We start from the raw sequence: 962 nt of genomic DNA, 5'->3' as shown, positions 1-962 counted from the left end.
GCGAGCGGGCGGGGCGCATGGCGGGCATGTCTGCGCCGTCGCCGCGCCGCCGGCAAGATGGGGGGGGGAGGGCGGCGCGTCGCGCGGGTCTCTCCTCGTCAATCCGGGATCGCCCCTGAGCGAGTAAGATCCCGCGGGCAGGCTGTCCGTTCGGCCTTTTGTCGCTGGTTGGCAGGCCGTTCGTCGCCGGCGCGCTACTCCCGATGCGCCTCTGGCCTGAGGCGCGACGAGGAATAGGTTTCGCCCCCGTCGACGGCGGCTCCCGCATTCGGGCCGGAGCCTCGACCGGTTCGATCCTCCAGACAGATGGAGCAACGCAATGGCGAGGACGCTGATCATCGGCTCTGCAGGCGATGATGAATTGTACGGGACTGCCGGTGACGACGACATCATCGCCGGCGGCGGGATGGATTTCGTGTTCGGCGGCGCCGGAAGCGATTTCATCCTTGGCGAGGGCGGTATCGACTATCTGGACGGCGAGGATGGCGACGATCGCCTGTTCGGCGGCGACGACAATGACGTGCTGCGTGGCGGGCAGGGCGCTGATCTCGTGTCCGGCGATGCCGGGGACGACTGGCTGTCGGGCGGCGATGGACGCTCACCGGACACCAGCTATGACCAGTTGCTGGGCGGCGCCGGCAACGACACGATCTACAGCGAGAATGCCGACCTGATCGACGGCGGCTCGGGCGATGACCTTGCCGTGTTGCTGCGTCAGGACAGCAATGTCGCGTTCAAGGCCGATTTCTCCATGCCGCACCGGGCGCAGACGCTGGCGGACGGAACGGTGATCACGGGCGTGGAGCGCGTGAGCTTTTCCGGCGGGAGCGGCGCCGACATCCTCCGGGCGGGCGATGGTGCGGACGAGCTTCGCGGTGGTGGCGGGAACGACCAGCTGTGGGGCGGTGGCGGCATCGACATCCTGGATGGCGGGTCGGGGCGGGACCGGCTGGTCGGCGGGG

General features: G+C 69.0%; 1 protein-coding gene. It reads left to right on the top strand.

Annotated features, from left to right (window positions below; translation table 11 throughout):
- Nucleotides 1-319: 319 nt before the first annotated feature.
- Nucleotides 320-962, top strand: a 643-nt coding sequence (locus tag AX702_RS03390) for a calcium-binding protein (protein ID WP_269450371.1), incomplete at its 3' end; no start/stop codon positions are given.

Source organism: Sphingomonas sp. CCH5-D11, from assembly GCF_001557395.1.
In the GTDB taxonomy this organism is placed as follows: domain Bacteria; phylum Pseudomonadota; class Alphaproteobacteria; order Sphingomonadales; family Sphingomonadaceae; genus Sphingomonas.
This window is presented reverse-complemented; position numbering and strand designations above follow the sequence as displayed.